General features: G+C 41.7%; 10 protein-coding genes and 1 other RNA gene. 5 read left to right on the top strand and 6 right to left on the bottom strand.

The features are described 5' to 3' along the window. Positions 1-24 precede the first annotated feature (24 nt). Complete coding sequence (locus KO525_RS16445; protein ID WP_215964916.1) at positions 25-579, bottom strand: UPF0149 family protein; 555 nt, start codon at positions 577-579, stop codon at positions 25-27. Between the two features lie 264 nt (positions 580-843). On the opposite strand from KO525_RS16445, the gene ssrS reads away from it, so the two are divergent. After that, a non-coding RNA gene (gene ssrS / locus KO525_RS16440) (6S RNA) lies at positions 844-1,039 on the top strand. Positions 1,040-1,940: 901 nt separating this feature from the next. On the opposite strand, the gene KO525_RS16435 is transcribed toward ssrS, so the two are convergent. From KO525_RS16435 to KO525_RS16425, 3 genes are read right to left on the bottom strand one after another with little or no spacing between them, the layout of a single operon-like run. Next, positions 1,941-4,214, bottom strand: a complete 2,274-nt coding sequence (locus KO525_RS16435; protein WP_215964915.1) for a GH32 C-terminal domain-containing protein — start codon at positions 4,212-4,214, stop codon at positions 1,941-1,943. Positions 4,215-4,231: 17 nt separating this feature from the next. After that, positions 4,232-5,173 (bottom strand): carbohydrate kinase, encoded by a 942-nt coding sequence (locus tag KO525_RS16430; protein WP_252736556.1) that lies wholly within the window; start codon positions 5,171-5,173, stop codon positions 4,232-4,234. Then, positions 5,170-6,621 carry a glycoside hydrolase family 32 protein gene (locus KO525_RS16425; RefSeq protein ID WP_215964914.1) on the bottom strand — a complete coding sequence of 484 codons (1,452 nt, stop codon included), beginning with the start codon at positions 6,619-6,621 and terminating at the stop codon, positions 5,170-5,172. The genes KO525_RS16430 and KO525_RS16425 overlap by 4 nt, the downstream gene beginning before the upstream one ends. A gap of 217 nt (positions 6,622-6,838) precedes the next feature. On the opposite strand from KO525_RS16425, the gene KO525_RS16420 reads away from it, so the two are divergent. From KO525_RS16420 to KO525_RS16410, 3 genes are all read left to right on the top strand, one after another. After that, the gene (locus KO525_RS16420; protein WP_215964913.1) at positions 6,839-7,849 is read left to right on the top strand and encodes a LacI family DNA-binding transcriptional regulator; all 1,011 of its coding nucleotides are present in this window, start codon (positions 6,839-6,841) and stop codon (positions 7,847-7,849) included. Between the two features lie 29 nt (positions 7,850-7,878). Beyond that, positions 7,879-9,123: an MFS transporter gene (locus KO525_RS16415; protein ID WP_215964912.1), complete on the top strand. Its 1,245-nt coding sequence runs from the start codon at positions 7,879-7,881 to the stop codon at positions 9,121-9,123. 375 nt (positions 9,124-9,498) lie between these two features. Continuing rightward, positions 9,499-12,225, top strand: a complete 2,727-nt coding sequence (locus KO525_RS16410) for a TonB-dependent receptor domain-containing protein (RefSeq protein ID WP_215964911.1) — start codon at positions 9,499-9,501, stop codon at positions 12,223-12,225. Between the two features lie 538 nt (positions 12,226-12,763). Here KO525_RS16410 and KO525_RS16405 read toward each other — a convergent pair. Next, the gene (locus KO525_RS16405; protein WP_215964910.1) at positions 12,764-14,146 is read right to left on the bottom strand and encodes an alkaline phosphatase PhoX; all 1,383 of its coding nucleotides are present in this window, start codon (positions 14,144-14,146) and stop codon (positions 12,764-12,766) included. 51 nt (positions 14,147-14,197) lie between these two features. Next, on the bottom strand, positions 14,198-15,439 hold the full coding sequence (locus tag KO525_RS16400; protein WP_215964909.1) for an endonuclease/exonuclease/phosphatase family protein: 1,242 nt from the start codon (positions 15,437-15,439) through the stop codon (positions 14,198-14,200). 256 nt (positions 15,440-15,695) lie between these two features. Between KO525_RS16400 and KO525_RS16395 the strand changes: the two genes are divergently transcribed. Next, a complete protein-coding gene (locus tag KO525_RS16395; RefSeq protein WP_215964908.1) occupies positions 15,696-17,192 on the top strand; it encodes a tetratricopeptide repeat protein in 1,497 nt (498 codons plus the stop codon). Positions 17,193-17,329 lie beyond the last annotated feature (137 nt).

Genomic DNA, 17,329 nt, shown 5'->3' with positions numbered 1-17,329 from the left:
AACGTTTTATTAACTCGTAAATAATTAGTGAAGGGTCTTTTTAGGCTCTGCGTCGTCTTGTAGTGGCTTACCAAACTCCTGATGGATTAACACAGCCGATATGCGAATAAACTCCACCACTTCGTAATAGTCGCCCTGACTTTCGTTTGTATCATCTAAATTTGGATCCATGCGCGTGATGTTAGTAAAGTCTTCAATAATTTCACGTACGTCATTGGATGCCATTTTTAAATCACGTTGATTCAGACCAAAACCCACTAAAAAATATTGAACCCAGTTAATTAGCTCTTCGGCTTGCTCTGACAAAACCTCATCATCGTCAAGTAACATAAGTTCAAACGACATATCTTCCGAGGCCAATTGACTAAATATTGACTGAGTTAATTCTTCGCTAGACTTTTTTAATGAGCCTTTGATAGCCATACCATTGTTAAACAAGTCGGCTAAATGGGCTAAATAATCTTCCGAACCTTTAAACATGCCACCAGCGATTAACCCGGTAATTAAACCGTGTAGCTCACTCGCTGTCGCTGTGAAATCGTGTTCGTTTATTACGCTCATTAATTCCTGATGTTTCATATTATCTTCCAAAAAATTTAATACTTTAAGTGTAAAACAGATTTTGAATTTAAAGAAGTAGATTGCTGTGAATGTTGTTTTTTCGTGTAAATAACGGGCAATAAAACGTCATCTTGAAAAATAAATGGCCAGTTGAATTTTATTTCTCTATTTTCCGTTGCAGCGCTTTCTAATCCTGTTATATTCCGCGACGCAATAAATTCTCTCTACAATGTTCGATATTGTTATTGGGCATTATGGAAATACTGGTTTATTGTTTGTTTTGGTTGCCTGGGGTGTTTGACAGAAAACTCATATCCCTGAGCCGATAATACTTACCCAGGAATGCATTTTCCGTTCTATTGCGCAAGCTCGGCTAGTCTTTGGCTAGTAATCGAGAAGCCTACGGAACAGAAATGTGCTCCGCCTTGAACAATTCGGCGTTCAAGGTTTTAGTTTTCATCGGCACCTTGGGGACCACCTAAAACAAAGACTTCCAACACATCTTCAAATAAAACTCACACGCACCGAAATCATTAAAGCTAACACCAGGGTGCATAGTGGGGTACACAAAACCATTTGGTTGTTTCCCCGTCATGGGGTGTCAGGGGTCGCCAGTTCGAATCTGGCCAGTCCGACCAATTTTAAAGGCTTTCAGAGCATCTCTGAATTTGCCGCCCACTTAACGTCCACTTAAACAGTGATTTAAATGTAAGTAATTTTAGGCTGAAAACGACACAATTATTTTTCAACAAGATGCCAAAGTGAATAGTAAAATCATTTCAGAATTTTTGTCTGACCAGGTAAAACGGATGGTCACATTCGTGGCGGTGTGGATACCCATAGTAAATTAGAATTACGTGGTTATTCAATGTGCCACTCGTTTTTGTTCTTTTCGTTTTGGGTGTCATCGCAATTAGATGGCTTTCTAAACTACTATAAAAAAGTGTACATTTCTATTTGTAACCGCAGACACTAACCCAGCAGCTAAGTTATCAACTCTCTGAGCATAATCCTGATGTGTCGTCCAGTTAGCAAGTAAGGCATTCTTTGCTTGAGTATCACCTACAATATCATAGGCACTATTTGCAACATGCACTAAAACATCCCACCCGCTATAATCACCTTCATATTGGTAAGCGTCAAACAAAGATCGTCTGCAAGTGCTGCGGTGGCACTTTGGTCAACATCGGACTTTCCGTTGATAGTTGCAACTAGATAATTACTCTAAAGTCTAGTTGGGTTGCCTAAGCGCGCACAAGAACGATTACCTGTCGTTTATAGCCGTCGAAAACATCGCCGTTCTAACCTAGCTTGCAGAGCACATTGACCTACTCAACAAGTCGAACGGCATTAAGCGGCTATTCGATTAAGTGGCACATCTACTTATTTTTTCCAGTGATCGACAATTTCCGAACATCTGGTTGGAAAGACCATAATTTCAGGTTTTCTAAACTGAATGTTGACGTTGACGACACTTTGACTAAATCACTATCTCGTTTTGAAGGATAACTTCGAACCGAAAAAGCGGCCGCGTCATTAATAAACACGTCTACGACAGACCCATCAACAAAAACTCGTACGGACTCAATTGTGCCAAAATCTTGTTTAGAATAATGTCCCGTTAAGATCTGAGGCCCTTCGTCTTCACCAGCTAAACTAGAACGACTTTTATCCAATGTGACTTTACCCGTTTCCCCATCAATCACAATGGATGTTTGTTCTGTGCCATCGCTACTGCTCAATACGTCGATTTTCAAGCTGTTGTCACTCAACGCCTGGCCTTTAATATAGAGCTCGTAAGCTTTTAGTTCTGATGACACAAAAATCGGCTCTGGCGAGATCAAGACCTTTTGTAGATTAAACTGCAACTTATCACGTAACTGAACTAACTCAGGTGCTGGAGCCTGCCCCAATGCCAGTCGGTTCTGACTCAAAAACCAGCGACGTGGAAAACTAAACGTATGTGTCCACCCTGCGTTTTCTTGCGCTTGGGCAGTGCGTCGTTCATCGACAATGCCTATCGCTCTAATAGCGCCATCTTCACCACGAGCAACCGTTGGCGATAGATGACCAACGATAACATCTAACATTTTAGGCTTGGCATAATGAGGTTGAAATTGACCGTTTTTCCAAGTCCCTGTCCAATAGACACCTCGTGTCGCCGGGTCACCATACTTTTCAATTGTGCCGCCAATTGGGTTCACAACTAACACGTACACATCTTCGGTTAGCGCCTCAAATACAGGCATTTCCCAAATGATCGAGCCGATATCCATCATTTGGTATGGCAAACTGCTAAAGTTGCTTTGGTGCTGCCATTTGACGTTAGGCCCCAACTTATCCGCGATGTAATAATCTAATCCACCATAATTTTTGTAGGCTGCGCCAATGAGCATATGCCAGTTACCATTTTCCTGCCAAAGGTAAGGGTCACGAAAGTCTTCGACATGTTGCGTATTGATAATGGGCCCAACTTTTTGCCATTCAATTAAATTGGGATCTAGACTCATGGCCACGGATACACCAGGGTTGGCGGATGTTAAACGATCCGAATGGTTAACACTGGTGTAAAATGCATATGCCTGCTCACCGTCAACGACGACATCTCCAGACCAAATACCTTTCATGTCATAACCAAATCCAGCTTGGTTTATCTCAGGCCTTAGAGCGTCGGGGTAGTCCGTCCAAGTTACCAAATCATCACTCACCATGTGTCCCCAGTGCATCTGAGTCTTAAAGGGGCCATTTGGCGTCCGTTGATAAAACATGTGCCACAATTCATTTTTCCGGACTAAACCGTGGGGTTCATTGGTCCAATTTGCTGGCGGCATAGGGTGGTAACGTGGTCTTAAATGATCTAGAGCAAATCGAGATGATGGTACTGACAAAGCATTTTCTGCGTCAACAACACTCAAATCGGCTGTGAGATACATTTGAGTTATCTTCTCTAGCGAAAATACTTCAGTGGTCAACAATATGTTGTCAAAGGCGCCATTAATGCGATTAATGGTAAAGTTTAATAACTCGACTTCTTGATGACTTTTGGCCAACAAAAGTGGTGTATTGGCTGGCGTAAATTGACCGAAAGAAGGCATTTGAGCTTTACCAAGTAACGTGTCATTTAGGTAAAGACTTACCGTCTTAGTCTTGTCGTTTAATGAAAACGCCAAATGATTCCATTGATAAAGTGGGAACGGCTCTGTTGCCTTTATGTTCACCGGTCCTTTACTGGTCGCAAGCCATAACCCCCAGCGACCAAACGTATCGAGGTAAACTTCAAACCCTAAATCACCGATACGTTGATTTACTATCGCAGATGGCGTTAATTTATCTGCGGTCACTTCCAAATCAGAAGGATAACTTTCAAGCGCAACCCAAGTGGAAAATGTAAAACTATTTACTCCCTGAAGTGAGACTGAAGCTTCGCCCCAACTGGAAAAACCGTCAGTACGCCATGCCCTGCCTGTTACCCCCGCGACGCTATCTGGTTGCTCAAATTGAGTGAATAACTTAACGTTACTTTTTGCTAAATTGTCAAAGTTTTCCGTCAGTAATACGCTGTTGGCAAGCGCTCTTTCACTAAAAAAAATTACTGCGAGAAATACATGCAGTGCCAATAAATTGGCAAAAAATCGAAGCGTTGTAGTCATCATAATACCTATATCCATACCTAAAGAAGGGCTAATGCGTTTAATACTTGCTGTTGTGATGGCGGGTGGCAGCCGATTTCACTGACGTTTAACGACGCAGCCATAGCGCCAAATAACAAGCCCTGTTGCAGTTGTTCTTTTTCGGCAAAACGATGCAGTGCGTTGTTACGTAGCAACTCAGAAATTAATGCAGAAAAAAACGTATCGCCTGCCCCTACAGCATCACCAAAAGAACGGGTTGGAATGATGTCTTGTTGCACCGTTAACCCATCGGTGATGATAAATGCCCCCTGTTCACCCAATGTTAACGCGACAATACCGTCGTTCATCACACTTAACAATTCAGCGGCATGATATATGGGATCATCTTGCAGACCCATCAGATGTAGATCTTCATCACTGACTTTCACGATGTCAGCTAACGCAATAAACTGCCATATCGCTCCGACATATTGGCTATGATCTAATTCAACCCCTAGTCGTACATTAATGTCGATGCTGATCTTCACCCCGCGATTTTTCAATTTAATTAAAACTGGCGTTAACACATCTATCATCTCTGGAACCAAGGCCAGTGATCCTGTATGAAATACCTCAACGTCCGCTGGTATAATCGCTAACAATTGCTCTGCGGTCATATCCAGATCAGCAACAGATTTACGGTAAAGTTGATAGCTCGGTTGCCCATTCGCATCTTTATAAACCAGCGCTAAAGAGGTGGGTTTGTCCGAACGATTATTTTCCGGGAGCTGGATCCCATCTAGTTGCGCCGCATGCATAATTTGACTTCCTAAAGCGTCATTTCCGATGCGCGACAAATAACAACAATCTAAACCTTGCTTCGCAAAACTCCGAGCAACATTAAACGGTGACCCTCCAACAAATGGACGATAATCACCATTAGATTGTTGCAATAAATCAAAAAGCGCTTCACCAAATATCGCAACTTTATTCCTCATCATTTTTGCCCTACTTTGCTAATGATAATCGACTTCTCAGAGTCACATTGCGACTGCATAACGAGCGTATCAAAAGGACTAGACGGGAACAGTAATGCGGTAACAGACGTGGTACCATCTCCCCAAAATATTTCTAACGAAGATTTGTCTAAAATCATTTGCCCCGATATTTGATCGTTGTGCGGCAATACCGGCGCCTCAATTATTGGCATCGTCCAAATTTTAATGTCAAAACCGGCATTTCGACGATCGACTGTCAGTAGCTTGCGCAATGGGTTGTATTTGATGATCACTTTTTCGCCATCGACGTTAGTTAACTCCCAAGTTGTTTTGCTCGGCGCACTAGTCGATACGTTAAACTCAATATTGACGACAGACTCTTGTGGAAGGTACGCCGAAATCGCCTGGGTGCTTTTATTCCGGGTGACCTCTACCATCGAATTTTGATATTCGTTCACCGGATTATTGGCAAGCAAATGTCCATTTGATGTGCTAAGAAGGGTTAACTCTCTTGGTAACGCCATAGCACCGCTCCACGGGTAGGTCGGTAAATCTCCGGCATAGGTCCAATTTGACATCCAACCGATCATGATCCGTCGACCATCGACTCGCTGTAGGCCGTCAAACGTTACGCCGGCATAATTATCCGGTCCGTAGTCGAACCATTTCACATTATCGTGATCCGTCTCAAATCTGTTGCCGTTAAATTCGCCAACAAAGTATTGCGTGCCACAACCGCCATTAGGTCCACCGGGGTTGATGCTGACGATCAATACCCATTTTGTCTCACCATCTTCGGTAGTCAATTGAAACAGGTCGGGGCATTCCCATTCTCCAGCATGGCTTCCTACATCTTCACCAAAATCAGATAAAAACTGCCACGATTTTAAATCCGTCGAACCAAACAGTTTCACAACTTGGCCAGCCGCCAATACCATGACCCATTGTTTTGAGTCTTGATGCCAAAACACTTTTGGATCCCTGAAGTCTCTAATACCTGGATTTTCGATAACGGGGTTACCTTCAAATTTAGTCCAAGTCTCACCTGCGTCATTACTGTAAGCGATACTTTGGCACTGAACCGCTTGTTCAGAATGATGAGTGAAAATCGCAACTAATGGAGGATGTTCACCTTGCTGAAATCCCGACGTATTATTCCAATCGACCACCACGCTACCGGAAAAGATGTAACCTAATCCTTGTTTGTTTTCGTTGACATCTGGTAACAAAGCAACGGGTTTTTCCTGCCAATTCAACAAGTCAGTCGACACAGCATGACCCCAACTCATATTGCCCCATACATGTGCCTTAGGGTTGTGCTGGTAAAATAAATGATAGAGCCCGTCGTAATACACTAAGCCATTAGGATCATTCATCCAATTTTCTTGTGGCGTAAAATGGTTCAGTGGTCGCCACTGTTCAGTGAATTGTTTTTCTTCAGTGTTTTTCATAAAAATTCTCATTTTCACCGCACTAAATGCACGCATTTTAGCGGTAAAACTTTTCCTCTCATTTGACCTAATGGTGTGAAACTATTTTTGACTAACGATGGACATTATAATTTTACAATGCTAGCCTTTGTCAAGAATTAATCCAAAATTTAAATTGTCGTAACAGATTAGGAAGTAGATAATCAGTACTCATATACTGATAAACAAAAGAATTTTTATGACTTCAATTAAAGACGTAGCAGAAAAAGCCAATGTGTCGATAAAGACTGTCTCTCGGATCTTAGGCGGATTTGAAGGGGTGAGTGCCAAGACCAAAGAAAAAGTAACCAATGCAATGAAGGAGCTAGACTATGCACCTTCTGCGGCTGCTCAAGCGCTACGTGGAGTCGAAGCTGGGATCGTAAGTTTAATTACCGACAATTTGACGACAACACCAGACTCCTATGAAATCGTCGCCGGGATCCAAAACATTTGTGACCAACATGGTAAACAATTATTAATTGGCGAAATGGCAGGTAAGCCGGAAAACTTTGAGCGGTTGGTTGACGACTTTAAACGTCACCGCTCACAGGCCATCATATTAGCGACAGTTTTCCACAAAGAAGTGAAAATAGAGCAGGCCTTCAAAAATACGCCACTTATTTTGGTCAACTGTTTTGAACAACAAACGTTACACCCGACGATTATCCCTGATGACTACCAAGGTGGATATGACGCGGCCGTCCACCTCATTAATAAAGGGCACACCCGGATCGCAGAACTTCGACTTTTTGAAGATATGAAGGCCTCCCAATTACGTCACCAAGGTTATAAACAGGCTTTATCCGATCACCAAATCGCATACGACCCTACCCTTATTCGGATAGGAGTTATTGAAAATGAGTCTGACGAGTTTGCACAACTAGAGCAAGTACTTAAAGACTTACTCTCCTTGCCAAACCCGCCTTCCGCTCTAATGTGTGGTAACGATAAAATGGCAATGCGAACTTATATGTTAGTACGTGGCGTGATGGGGTATCAGATCCCACAACAGATCTCCATCGTCGGTTACGATAATTATCGCCTAATTTCAGAAAATCTATTACCCAAATTAAGCACGGTGAGCTTGCCATATTTTGCCATGGGACAAGAGGCAGCAAAATTGGCAATCGCCAAAATTAAACAAGCAAAAATTCATAAAATCAGCGGTCAGTTTGTCGATAGAGGATCAGTAGCTACACTGCTCTGAGCGTCAAATGGCCAATAATAGGAAGCAACATGTTTAAAAACTCAGATAGAAATTATTGGCTATTAAGCTTAGCACTCTTTTCCTTCTTCTTAACTTGGTCATTTTCATTCTCATTATTTCCTATATGGCTCAATCAAGCCGCGGGATTAAATGGCGAAAATATGGGGATTATATTTAGCCTCAATGCCGTGGCCGCATTATTCATCATGCCCTTTTATGGCTTTATTCAAGATAAACTCGGGCTAAAAAAATATCTGTTGCAATGGGTTGGTGTTTTACTCATCGCCAGCGGACCATTTTTTATTTATGTCTATGCGCCTCTTTTGGCCTCTAATTTTTATTTAGGCGTCATACTTGGCGGCATCTTTTTCAGTTTATCCTTTTCCGCCGGAGTCGGTGCGACCGAAACCTTTATCGAACGTGTCAGTCGGATTTCTGGGTTCGAATTTGGTAAAGCTCGAATGTGGGGATCGATAGGTTGGGCAACCGCCACATTTTTTGCAGGTGCCCTGTTTAATATAGACCCTAATATTAACTTCTGGTTGGCATCTTGTTGTGCGATTATCTTCTTAGTTTCCGTAACCTTGGTTAAGCCCACGGAAAAAGCCGAAGATGAAAATCTCATTGACGATAAAGCGTCGGCATTAAATATCCAAGATGCTTTTGGGTTGTTAAAAATGAAACGATTCTGGGCATTTGCTACCTATGTAATGGGGGTAACCTGCGTATATTCCGTATATGACCAGCAATTTCCAGTCTATTTTGCCTCTTTATTTCCGAGCCAAGCTGAAGGCAACGCGATGTTTGGATACTTAAACTCTTTTCAAGTATTTTTAGAAGCCGGAGGCATGTTTATTGCCCCGTTTATCGTGAATCGAATTGGCGCTAAAAACGGCCTTGTATTAGCCGGTGCCATTATGGCCGTACGAATGATAGGGTCAGGCTACGCTTGGGATCCCATTTCAATATCGGCAATGAAGCTTTTGCACGCCGCCGAATTACCGATAATGTTGATAGCCATTTTTAAATATATCTCTGCGACTTTTGATGCAAGGTTATCCTCAACACTCTATTTGGTGGGTTTTTTATTCTCCACTCAAGTATTTGCCAGTATCTTGTCTGTGGTCGCGGGAATGATGTATGACGCAATAGGCTTTACCTTATCTTATAAAATACTCGGCAGTGTGGTGGTCTTTTTCACCATTGTCTCTTGGGTTATTTTAACCGATGACAAAAAAAATAACGAAAAGCAATTAAGCGAGCAGCCAGCTTAATCTTTTCCAGTGTCATCTGAGTGGCGACAAAATTGTTGTTCGCCACTCTCACTTTATAAATTCGCCGATGGCTCCAACCGCCTTACCAACAAAAACAATTCTTATTATTTACAACAAGATACAAAGATTTAAAATTCAATACCTAATGTCTAACTGCGCATTAAACCATCTTTTTTTGTCTTTTTTTAAAAATACTATTGACAACTACTGTATAAAAAGTGTCATAATGTCCATCGATAGCCAAATAGAGCAATCACGATCCGATGCGATGAACATACAATGTTTGTTAGCATCGAATTTTTTTGACTCACAATGTCCATCGATGTACATTTAGTCTAAAATTATAAAATAAAACTTGATCAACGGAACACACACATGAAATTAAAAACACTTAGCAGAATAATTTCTTTAACTTTGCTCTCTCAATCAGGGTATGTATTTGCTGAAAATGTGAACAAAGAAAAAGATGAGGAAATCGAAGTCATCACCGTATCCACAGGTGTTACAAAAAACACCCATAAAATGGAAGCGACTTTTTCCATCAACACGATTAGTGAAGAAGACATTAAAAAGTTAGCGCCTCATGGCGCCGCCGACTTACTCGGTAACATTCCTGGCTTTTTTCCAGAAGGTGGCACAGCAGGTGAGTCCCACAACAACGTGTTAGTCCGAGGTTTGCCACAAGCTGGTGGTTATCGTTATGTTCCGAATTTAATTGATGGTTTGCCAGCATATGAAGAGCCTGAAGCTCCATTTATGAATAATGACGTGTTCATAAAACCTGACTTAATGACGGTAACTGTAGAAGCCGTTAAGGGTGGCCCTGGCGCCATTTTATATTCAAATGCTTTGGGTGCAGCCGTTAACTATATTACCCGTACTGGTGGTCAAGAGTTTGAAGGCGCTTATAAGTTAGAAGTTGGCGATTGGGGCCACGTTCGTAACGAATTTTTTGTGTCCGGTCCAATTAATAAAAACTTAACGTTTGCCGTTGGTGGTTTTTATCGCGTTGCAGATGGTATCCGTGATCCGGGTTATACCGGTAATTCTGGTGGTCAAATCCGAGGGAATTTAGTTTATACCAGCGATGACGGTACAACCCAAATTAAATTACAAGCCCACAGCATTAACGATAAAACCAATTTTTATCAAAACATTCCTTACTCAGTAGAGAGTAATCGTGAGCCAGGCACTCAAAGCAATCCGTTTGAAATTAATCCAAATGATGTAAACAGTTTAGGCGTTAATTTTCAAGATGGGACGGTATTGTCACACCAAACCAGTTTTTATCAATTATACAATAGCGACGGCTCTCAACTGCCACTCGACATTACTAATGGTATAAACCCTAAATTTGATATTTTGTCTCTTGAAATCTCCAAAGATTTACAAAATGATTGGCGCTTTGTTTCCTCGATTCGTTCCACAACCGGTTCCAATGGATTCTACTCTTTATTTAACGATCCACCGGCTGAAACATCTCGATTAACCAATGATCAATTTAACCGGATCCAAGGTTTTACTGGCGTATTAGGAGATGCCTATAGCGACGCTGTTGGGGTAAAAGCCTATTATTCTGACACCGTGACTGGTACCGATTTAACTGGTGCTGAAGAGGCGCCGAGCATTTTGGCACACAACATTCCAGTCTATGGCAAGGTTGATGCGACAAGTAATATCGCTGACTTTAAACTTTCTAAAGAATTTGAAGTCGGTGACAATTCTCACGAATTAACGTTTGGTTATTACACCAGTCATTACACCTACGATGTTTATTCTGTATTTGCCAGTGGTTGGAGTGACATTGGTGAAAGTGCTCGTCTAGTTGACTTATACGCCGTCGATAATAATGAGCAGCAAGTTGGTCCATCGATAACTCGCGGTGGTTTAGATCAACCTGCGATATTTGGTCTTGGCGCGGACGCCACTATGCGAACCAATGCGTTTTACGCTTTGGATCATATGACGCTCTTAGACGGTGATTTATTAATCGACCTTGGTGTTCGTTGGCAAGAATTGGATGTAGATCGATTAACAACCAATTCATTTGACCCTGGTAACAGTTCCAATGACTTTACCCCAGCAGATGTCGTTGTCGGTTCAACTAGCGATACCTTGGCAGATAACTTTGTTAATGTGCCTGACGGTACCCCACGTTTTGCATCTGAAAGTTACGATGATATAGGTTGGACAATTGGTGCAAACTACCGCATCAACGAAAACTTCACCACGTACTTAAGCATTGCCGACTCGTTCCGTTTACCAGGTTTTGAAGATTATATCTTTGGTGGTCCTGCAACAAATCCAACAACAGGCGAAGTTGCACGTGGTGATCAAGTCGAAAACATCAAACAAGTTGAAGGTGGTTTGCGTTATGCAGATTCCGTCAACTCAGTGAGTTTAACGGCCTTTTACATCGACTTTGCGGCAAAAGAAAACCTAGGTCCAACGCTAGATGATCTTAGTGCTACTGGTAATGGTATCGCCTGTACGGCAATCCCTGCGCCAGCAAATTGCCCTAAGGTACGCGATGTATTCCGCCGAAGCTTAGATAATATAGGGATAGAGTTAGAAGCGTCCTATTCTCCAGAAGCGCTGGAAGGTTTGACTTTACAAGGCAGTATCGTTTGGCAAGATCCGCAACTGAGTCAAGATAATGAGATCAGAAACGGGATCGTAGAAGTTGATACAAATGGCGATGGTGTATTTGACGAACGTCAATACGATGTTTCAACAACCGAAGGCAGACGACCAAGACGTCAATCTGAATTGTTGGTTAATTTCAGACCATCATATGATTTTGAATCTATCCCATTATCGATCTACAGCCAGTTCATGTATTACTCAGAACGTTTTGCGACTGATGACAGTACTAACGTGACTGTATATCCAGCCTATTATCAAATGAACTTAGGTGGTATCTACGAATTTTCTGAGCAAATGGATCTACAAATTCACATTGCAAACCTAAATGATGCTGACTCATTTACAGAAGGTTCACCAATACTAAGTGGCTTGTCTTTCTCAAATGGTGACTACACGGGCGTTGCACGTCCATTGTTAGGACGTACGATTAAAGCTTCTTTAACCTACCGTTTCTAATCTAACCATCAATAAAATCCAGCCCTTAGGGCTGGATTTTTTTTAGCGGCCAATTAAGCCATTAAGTTGAGTATCAAGGTTAACTGCCGCCAGAACTACCACCACCTGCACACCTGCCACTACCTGAGGTTCAATAGCAACCTAAAGAACAACTGAAGAATGATCTCTTCCCCCCTAGTTGCAACGTATTTCTGGGCGAAGCAATTTGCATAAGTTGTAACGGATAAACGTATCGATATGGTCCATCATTTGGATTTTCGTCTATCTAATTAATAATCCGACGTTGTCATTCTCGTCTCTAATGTGTAATACACTTTGAAGGCAAGCTTTAGCGCAGTCGCTCGTTACGGCTACTCGTTTACAATTTAACTAACTCTAAAGGCGTAATGTTATCTAACACAATTGGATTTAGAGTTGCTTAAATAACGCAATTAAATTTATTGATTGATGTTTAGATTTGAATCCAGCCGTACATTCGAGCAGTGCAGTTTTAATTAGCCGAAAAAGACTACCCATAGCAATATTCACTAGGATAAAATCAACTCGTTTTAAACGCCTGCCAAGGGCCGGTTATTGCCAAAGTTCGTGTCGGTGAATACAGATTAACAAACAAAGTGCTGCCATCGGGTGAAAAACAAGCGCCTGCAGGTTCAGTTTGCACTCGAATACGCGCAACGTCATATACTTTGCCGTCTGGTGTAACGCCGCGTAAATGATTACTCGTTATTGCCGTATATTGATCTTCACAAACGATTAAGTGGCCATTTGGCGCCACCGTTAGATTGTCACCAAAATTATATAATGACTCATCTGTGCTCTCTAGAAACAATTGAATTTGCCCAGGGCTTTTGGCTTCATCCTTAGTTCCTTCATGCACTGAAGGTTGATAACGCATAATTTGCCCCAGTTTTTGTGAGCCACCATTTGTACAGCAAAAATACAATTCGTGATCTCCCCAATGTATACCTTCACCTCTTGCAAAGACTGCTGCACCTTTGTCATAACCTTGGATTCGCAAGTCGTCTTCAGGTGCCTCTGGGTTGTTTATATTAATCCATTCAACATCAAACCACTTCTCTATTGGCATAGTTAAATTAGACCAATTACGGCTATCAAATTTAGGCAAGTGCATGACAACCATTGCTTGTAACTGACCACCTTTATCCAACTGGCCAGGTGCGTTAGGTATAAAGCGATAAAACAAACTGTCCCCCCTGTCCTCTGTTAGATAAACAATTCCAGTTTGAGGGTCGACTGCAGCCGCTTCATGATTAAAACGTCCCATTTCTTTTAACGGTTTAGGTTCTACCAAGCCCGTAGCGTTAGCCGAGATTTCAAAAATGTAACCATGGTCGCGTGTAATATCGTCCCCAGCCTTTGCGACAGACTCTTCGCATGATAACCAAGTACCCCAAGGAGTAATGCCGCCTGAACAATTTCGAATTGTGCCAATTAAACTCAAAAACTCCTGTTCTAGCTTTTGAGTTTTAAGATTATAAATTAAATTACTTGTCCCTCCTGGCAAAGCGATTCCGTTACTAAAACTATCGTATGCTTTGTCTGAGGTGTAGGTTTTGGATTTTTCAGGTAAATCGTCGAAATGTTTTGGATGCAGTTCATGGTTTCGGATTAATACCACCCGATCGTCATCAAGTTTAAAGCACCCCATTCCATCGGCTCGATCAGGTACAGGCAAGCCATCACTCATTCGATCTTCGAACTGTGAAACCACTTGATAACTAAAGCCTTCTGGTAAATCTAAAAGTCGATTAGGATCAGTAAGTAACGGGCCATACCCAGAATAAGTTGGGAGAGGAGGATTGGTAACTTGCGCGCTCACCTTACGGCCAAGCAAGCTTAAACTTAGTCCGGCAAAAGCTGTGCCGGCGATACCAAACATAAAATGGCGACGAGAAATCATAAATATCCTATTTAACGATGAATTTAGTATGTTCGTTCAAGTAACTACGCTCTAATCTTTACTTATACAGTCATTGGTCTTGACTGGTAATTGCAGCGTCACCCAAACCAATCTATGATCTGAAGAGGCTTCCCGAGTCGAAACTAGGCGCGATAACGGGCTTTGCGGCTTTGGCCAGAATACGCCACTAGACATCACATTAAAATCAATGGAAGGCAAAACGTAATCAGCTCTTATCCCCCATGATGCTGTATGATTTGCAGCGAACTCGCTGGCATTGCGATTTAGCACGCCCCCTTCTGACTCTGGGATTATTTTACTGTTTACTTTTGGATGCGTTAGCAATTGCGAGATGGCGCCAGGAAATGCATCCCCTTCTACTGGGCTTGCGTTTAAGTCCCCTAAAATAACAAATGGAGAATTATCCGGAATCCCCCCTTTAGTGCCATTATCATCATAATGATAACTTGTGCTGCTATTGTTAATGTAATCTGCCCAAAAACGCAGTTCGTCATGGTTACGGCGGCCATTCCTATCCTCTGGTCCGTCAAATACAGGAGGCGTCGGATGACTGGCTAAAACCCGAATGGTTTCTCCACAAACCATTACCGGAATATCCCAGTGAGACTTTGACGACAAACGCATTAACTCAACTTCATTTTTACGATACCAATGATTACCGTCCGTCTCTTTAGGCATCAAATGGTTTGGCATATCTTTCCAAAGAAAATGCTGAAATGTCCTGACTTCAGTGGGGCCAATTGGATACTTTGACAATAAAACCATGCCATATTGACCTTCGTACTTGCCAAACCCAAAATGACTCAAACGACTTTTTTTATCCTGATGGAAAGGCGTTTTCATACCGGTATTAACCGGGGCCAGATAGACAAAGGGGTAACTGATAGATTGCTGACCTCGCTGGCTAACTTCTAGGTATTTTTGTTTAAATAACGTAATGCCCTGTTGCTTGTCAGCAATGTAATCAAATTCGTTAAGCAGTATTATATCGGGCGCAACACGTTGCACGATTTCAGCAATATTTTTTATCTGTGGGTGTTCTCCAGACTTAAGGGCTGTTCGCAACGCTGCATTCGACATGGCTTTTTGGTTGTTTTCTACATAATTAGTGGCTTCCATGCTGACATTAAATGTGGCCACTTTTAATGTAATCGGTGTTGATGTATTGATTGGGCTTGTCCCTTGTTCGATATTTTTAAAGTGTTGACCTGTGCCACATGCACTGAGCAAAGCGAGTAATAAAAAAACAAATATTAAGTAGAAAAAACGCATAAAATCAGAGCCCTTGGATGTATTCTTTGCTGGGTTACACAACAATACTACACCACTAACTTTACGTTTACATTAACAACGACACGCTTAGTTTTGAGTTGATAGAAAGTTAAAAAAACAAAAATCTAACTTCTTTGGTTAAACATTTAGATCCAACCAAAATAGAAATTATTTATCAATTCTCAATATTAAATTATGGTTCTTCCGTTGTAATTTGTTTTAAACAGATAACAAAACTACCGTCCTTAGGACACTCATGACGCTATCCAAATTTCAGACTTTATTCGTGTCCTTACTTATCGTAGCGACCGGTCCAGTTGATGCCAACATAAAACTCGCTGATATTGCCTTTGAATCCGGTGATTATCAAAGTGCCATTACCGAATATAAAGCGGCGGCGCAGGCCGGCAATGCCAGAGCGTTGCATACTCTTGGCGTGATATACAACCAGGGTTTAGGCGTTGAACAAGACAAAAACATGGTCATCAGTTGGCTAACATTAGCGGCGCAATATGACTTTAAAAACTCAAAAAAACTAGCCAGTTTGTTATCCGCTAAGCTTTCCCCTGCGGACAAACAAAACCTCGTCGAACAGCTACAGCGACTGGAACCCGTATACGGAAAAAAATCAATCAATACCAATATTCTGCCCCAGTTGATAACCAATAATCTGTCAAAAAAAGTTAAATTTTCAAACGGTGACGAGTCATATTTATTGGATATTGAAGATGACATAATTGACAACATCCTTGACGAGGAGGATTTAGATTTATCAGTCGATTCTGACTTTTCAGATGAGTTTGGCAGTAGCTATGTAAGTAATACCTCGATGAGAAGCCAAAAAAGCCCTTATTTGCTAATTGCGGATTTATCAATTGCTGCGGACGGCACCGTAAGACATATCGATGTTATTCAACAATATGGCTCTATTCGTCGAGCATTGAGACAACTAAAAGAAGTGAAATTTGCTAAACCAATATTTAATGAATCCACAATACCATTTTTTAAACGGGTTAGATTAGGTCTAGCCCAGCAGCACCTTAATGTCAGTGACTTACGTACAGACTATAAAAAAATATATAGTGGGATTAGACACATCACAAACAAACGTAAAAACGACCTTCTAACTCCATCAGATCAATATTTGTATGCCGTTGTTTTAATGGCATTCGACGGAATAAAACGACAAGCAGGCGAAGTAGAAACATTGCTTAGGAAGTCAGCAGACGCTGGCGTAGCAGAGGCGCAATATGTGCTAGGCAGCAAAATGTATAGAGAGCAGACAAACATAAAAGAAGCTACACATTGGCTGATTAAAGCGGCACAAAATGGTCTCGCAAATGCCGAATACTTGGTCGGTGAACTCTGTTTAACTAGCCCTTGGATAGAGATTGATGAACACAAAGCACACTTTTGGCTAGAACGCGCCGCGAAACAGGGTCATGAGTTGGCGTTAAAGCGCTCTGCCTATATTAAATTAAATGCTACGGACCCAAAACTGCGCGATGCCAAAACAGCGTTAACCTACTTACAACCGCTAATGAACTTAAATGGTGACAATCCCGAAATATTATATTTAATGGCCCTTGCATATGAACAGCAAGACAAACGCCAGCGAGCAGATGCTGTTCGAATGATTAAAGATGCCATTTACCGTGCTGAACAACGAGGCTGGGACACTAAGGAGTGGCACGATAAACTTACAACATGGACGTCAGGCGGTAATGTAACGATTTCCAATGAGACGTACTAATTGGTCACATACAAGGTGACCATTACAGGCCAGCGTTTAGCTACCTCTTTTTAATCGGGGTTGTTTTAATCGGGGTTGTTTTTGCTGCAATCTCCTTTGTTTACTCGCTTTTCTTCAATTATTATTGGCCCATTTTG

It is taken from the genome of Psychrosphaera sp. B3R10, from assembly GCF_018861025.1.
In the GTDB taxonomy this organism is placed as follows: Bacteria; Pseudomonadota; Gammaproteobacteria; order Enterobacterales; family Alteromonadaceae; genus Psychrosphaera; species Psychrosphaera algicola.
The sequence above is the reverse complement of the archived record's forward strand: the minus strand, read 5'-3'. Positions and strand labels throughout refer to the sequence as shown.

Bases quoted from the DNA above. Each gene is read 5' to 3' on its own strand.
- KO525_RS16425 (WP_215964914.1), bottom strand. From the start codon at position 6,621: ATGAAAAACACTGAAGAAAAACAATTCACTGAACAGTGGCGACCACTG.
- KO525_RS16445 (WP_215964916.1), bottom strand. From the start codon at position 579: ATGAAACATCAGGAATTAATGAGCGTAATAAACGAACACGATTTCACA.
- KO525_RS16415 (WP_215964912.1), top strand. From the start codon at position 7,879: ATGTTTAAAAACTCAGATAGAAATTATTGGCTATTAAGCTTAGCACTC.
- KO525_RS16400 (WP_215964909.1), bottom strand. From the start codon at position 15,439: ATGCGTTTTTTCTACTTAATATTTGTTTTTTTATTACTCGCTTTGCTC.
- KO525_RS16435 (WP_215964915.1), bottom strand. From the start codon at position 4,214: ATGATGACTACAACGCTTCGATTTTTTGCCAATTTATTGGCACTGCAT.
- KO525_RS16405 (WP_215964910.1), bottom strand. From the start codon at position 14,146: ATGATTTCTCGTCGCCATTTTATGTTTGGTATCGCCGGCACAGCTTTT.
- KO525_RS16395 (WP_215964908.1), top strand. From the start codon at position 15,696: ATGACGCTATCCAAATTTCAGACTTTATTCGTGTCCTTACTTATCGTA.
- KO525_RS16420 (WP_215964913.1), top strand. From the start codon at position 6,839: ATGACTTCAATTAAAGACGTAGCAGAAAAAGCCAATGTGTCGATAAAG.
- KO525_RS16410 (WP_215964911.1), top strand. From the start codon at position 9,499: ATGAAATTAAAAACACTTAGCAGAATAATTTCTTTAACTTTGCTCTCT.
- KO525_RS16430 (WP_252736556.1), bottom strand. From the start codon at position 5,173: ATGATGAGGAATAAAGTTGCGATATTTGGTGAAGCGCTTTTTGATTTA.